The organism is uncultured Veillonella sp. (assembly GCF_905209685.1).
Lineage (GTDB): Bacteria > Bacillota > Negativicutes > Veillonellales > Veillonellaceae > Veillonella.
Genome location: NZ_CAJLUB010000145.1, coordinates 1 through 3,886, shown reverse-complemented (window position 1 = coordinate 3,886; position 3,886 = coordinate 1). Strand labels below are relative to the sequence as shown.

Annotated in this window: 4 protein-coding genes; 3 read left to right on the top strand and 1 reads right to left on the bottom strand. The window is 38.9% G+C overall.

Annotated elements, in window-relative coordinates:
* Window positions 1–101 precede the first annotated feature (101 nt).
* Window positions 102–869, top strand: coding sequence for an NAD(+) synthase (nadE, locus tag QZ055_RS08470; RefSeq protein WP_295826160.1), 768 nt, complete (start codon window positions 102–104; stop codon window positions 867–869).
* 45 nt (window positions 870–914) lie between these two features.
* Window positions 915–1,892 (top strand): asparaginase, encoded by a 978-nt coding sequence (locus tag QZ055_RS08465; RefSeq protein WP_295826156.1) that lies wholly within the window; start codon window positions 915–917, stop codon window positions 1,890–1,892.
* Between the two features lie 158 nt (window positions 1,893–2,050).
* Here QZ055_RS08465 and QZ055_RS08460 read toward each other — a convergent pair whose 3' ends face one another.
* Window positions 2,051–2,827: an adenosylcobinamide amidohydrolase gene (locus tag QZ055_RS08460; protein ID WP_005387731.1), complete on the bottom strand. Its 777-nt coding sequence runs from the start codon at window positions 2,825–2,827 to the stop codon at window positions 2,051–2,053.
* 176 nt (window positions 2,828–3,003) lie between these two features.
* Here QZ055_RS08460 and QZ055_RS08455 point away from each other — a divergent pair.
* Window positions 3,004–3,886, top strand: an 883-nt coding sequence (locus QZ055_RS08455) for a mechanosensitive ion channel family protein (RefSeq protein ID WP_295826152.1), incomplete at its 3' end; no start/stop codon positions are given.

The window sequence follows — 3,886 nt, the reverse complement described above, 5'->3', positions numbered from 1 at the left end:
TTTGAAAATCCACATCGTCATTACCTTGATATGAGTCCAGGATACTATCAAATGAAAATGGATTTATTAAATCGTATTTTCCGGAAAAAATAGGAGGGCTTATGTTAGACAATCCACAAGCAACAAAAGAGGCTCTCATTCAATGGATTCGAGATTATTTTAACCAAAATGGACCTAGTTGCAGCGCTGTAGTAGGCATTTCAGGGGGTAAGGACTCCACAATCGTGGCAGCCCTTTGTAAAGAAGCCCTTGGGGCAGAACGCGTAGTGGGAGTGCTCATGCCAAACGGCATTCAATCCGATATCGATGATGCTAAGGCCGTTGTCAATCACTTAGGTATTCCTCGTATTATTGTGAACATAGGGGCTGCGTATACAGCCTTAACAAATGCCATCATTCAAGGCGAAGGGTATGAAGTTGTAACGGGTAGAAATGATTTATCTCGAGATGCAGCTATAAATACACCACCGCGCCTTCGCATGGCAACCTTATATGCTGTTGGTCAAAACTTACCAAATGGTGCACGTGTGGCCAATACATGTAACGGCTCTGAAGATTATGTAGGGTACTCTACAAAATATGGCGATAGTGCAGGGGATTTTAGTCCTCTCGCCAATCTTGTTGTAGAAGAGGTGCGTCAAATTGGTCGACTCCTAGATATCCCTAAATATCTTGTAGATAAGACACCTAGTGATGGTCTCAGTGGTCAATCTGATGAAGATAAATTAGGTTTTACCTATGCAGTTCTAGATCGCTATATTAGAACTGGTGAAATAGATGATTTAGAAACAAAAGAACGTATTGATCATTTGAACCGTATTAATAAGCATAAATTAGAATTGATGCCTTCCTTTCAGCCCCAACGTTGATTAACAAATGATTCACTATTTTATGTATTTTATGATGGAGGTAATATGGAGACAAAAATAGCTTTGATTGGTACGGGTGGTACGATTGCTGGACAAGGCGCATCCGATACAGATTTGACTGGCTATACTGCAGGTGTGTTGGGTCTCAATGAAATCCTAGATTCTGTACCTGGCACAGAACCATATGGTCCATATACATATACTCAGTTTAGTAATATTGAAAGTTCCGATATTACTGTCCAGCATTGGTTGGATTTAGCCAAGTTAGTACAAAAATTAGTTGATCAAGCGGATATCGGTGGTGTTGTTATCACTCATGGTACAGATAGTATGGAAGAAACAGCCTATTTCCTTAATCTTACTGTTCATACAGATAAGCCTATCGTTATTACTGGATCTATGCGACCTGCTGGGGCAATCAGTGCAGATGGTCCGATTAATCTATTACAAGCGATTCAAGTGGCGAGAACGCCAGAGTCTGTAGGTAAAGGTGTACTTGTTGTGCTAAATGGCTATATTGATGGAGCACGCGATGTTTCTAAGCGGAATACAACGAATGTAGCAACCTTCGATAGCCCATTAGTAGGACATCTTGGCATTGTACAAGATGGAGTGGCTCATTATTATAAAGCATCTACTCGTCGTCATACGAAAGAATCTGTCTTTGATGTACATGATTTAAAAGAATTGCCTCGTGTAGTCATTTTGACTTGCTATGGTGGCATGGATGACATGGTACCGATGAGTGTAGTGGCGACTAACCCTGATGGGCTGATTTTGACGGGATTAGGGCATGGTACAATTCCTCAAAATGTACGTCAAATAACACAAAACACAGCCTTTCCAACTGTACGCGCCTCTCGTACAGGGAGTGGCATGGTGTCTGCCGTACCACAAGATGCACTAGCAGGCTATCTTGTAAGTGATACATTGAGTCCACAAAAAGCTCGTATTTTATTGATGCTTGGCCTTACTAAAACTAAAAACCTTAAAAAGTTACAACAGTTCTTCTATGAGTATTAATTAGAAAAATAAAAAAAAGATTTGAGAAAAACTCTCAAATCTTAATTTGATATTCATTTTCAAATATTATACTGTGTGTAACAGTTTTATATGCAATGAACCGCACATCCCGATCGCCTAGGATGTGCGGTTTTTATTTTGCCTAGGATGCGTATTTTTTATTCGGCGCCAATAGCATTTTCTAAGGCCCGTTGTATACCTATATAAACAGCCTTAGCCAAGGTATCTCCAAATAGGGAGAAGGAGCCTGCATCTGTTAACACATCACCATTGGTATCGATAGTGAGAACTACACCATCTGTAGAGGTACCGGTGGCAGAAGTCTTGCGCTCTTTTGTTATTGCATCAGGAATATCTTCGTTGATAAATGGATAGAGTCGTACACTTTCAACACCCCAATCTTGAAGGGCTGCTGTTTTAGCCTCTGTAATTGTCATGATGGCTTTCACCATAGCACTATCTGTTAAGGCCTTGTTTGTAAAGACAAGAATGTTAATGGTACCAGGTACTATGAAACTGCCATCTCGCTCTTCGTAGCAATAGCCTGTGCCTGCACGATGGGCCGTTTTTTCGTAGCCTGCAGTAACGATGGTTTCCACAATTGTATCGTGCTCTTCAACCTTAGCGTACGCGTGAAGGTTCATTGTAGCAGATGTGAGTAGTGCTGTACTAAAATGAACAGGTGTATCAATGTGTTCAAACTCTTGTGCTAAATAATTTGCTACAGAGCCGCCAGGTAAATCTTTTTCTGTTTCGATTTGATAGGTTAATTGTTGGTTTCGTACGGCCAAGGTATGGTGATACCCGCCATTGAGTTGACCACTAGATAAGGAATAATGGATGTCATCAAAGTGTACTGTAACGGAATTTAACTCTTTCGTTACATGGCCTCCGGTAGCAAGCTCTTGCGGCGCTTCATATGGATTATTAAACATATAAGTCTCCCTAGATTTAGATTGTTATATATGTCATATAACGATATAATAACTTTACTATCATTTTATAAATGCATATGTAAAATTATAGCATATATGTATACTGTTACTATATCTTAATAGTACTTATAGCGTATAGAGCTTTGTTTTATAAAAGGTTACCATGGAGGTTTACTATGGGAAATATTTTAAGTACAATATCTGAGCTGCTCTTTAAAGATGCTAATGTTCTTGTTCAGCTGAGAGATTGGTTTTTTGCACAAGCGGGCAATATATTATTGGCCCTTATCATATTTTGCGTAGGTCGCTATGCTATTAAATGGGTGAAAACCTTTGCGGTTCGTATTATGACAAAAGCATCTTATGATACTGCAGCGATGAGCTTTATTACGCAGATTATCAATTATGCATTGCTAGTAGGTTTAATTTTGATTTGTTTAAATCAAGTTGGTGTTCCTACCACATCATTTGTGGCTGCTTTTGGTGCCTTTGGTTTGGGCATTGGCTTGGCCTTGCAGAACAACCTTTCCAACTTGGCATCTGGCTTACTAATTCTTATATTTAAGCCTTTTAGAGCTGGCCATGTTATTCAAGTTGGAGATGTAGTAGGTAGCGTTAAGTCCATTCAATTTATGTATACTGTTATCACTACAAAAGACCAAAAAAATGTGTACATGCCAAATTCCCTTCTTACATCTCAAGCGGTAACTAATATTGCATATACAACTGAACGTGTGATTCCATTTATGTTTGATATTGGGTATAACAATGATCATCACGAAGCAATCAAAATCTTGAAAAAGATTTTTGCTAATGATAAGAGGGTTCTAAATCCTAAAAATATGGAAATTGGTATTGCTGAATTTGGCGATAACTCTGTGCGCATTGCTGCCTATGCTCGTGTTAAGTCAAAGGATTTCTTAGATGTGCAATATGGTATTATGTCTGATGTGAAAGATGCATTCGATAAATATGGTATCGACATTCCATATCCTCAACGTGTTGTATATCTTCAAAATGTAGATAATTCTACTGGTGAAATTAAGGGGACTAAGAAAA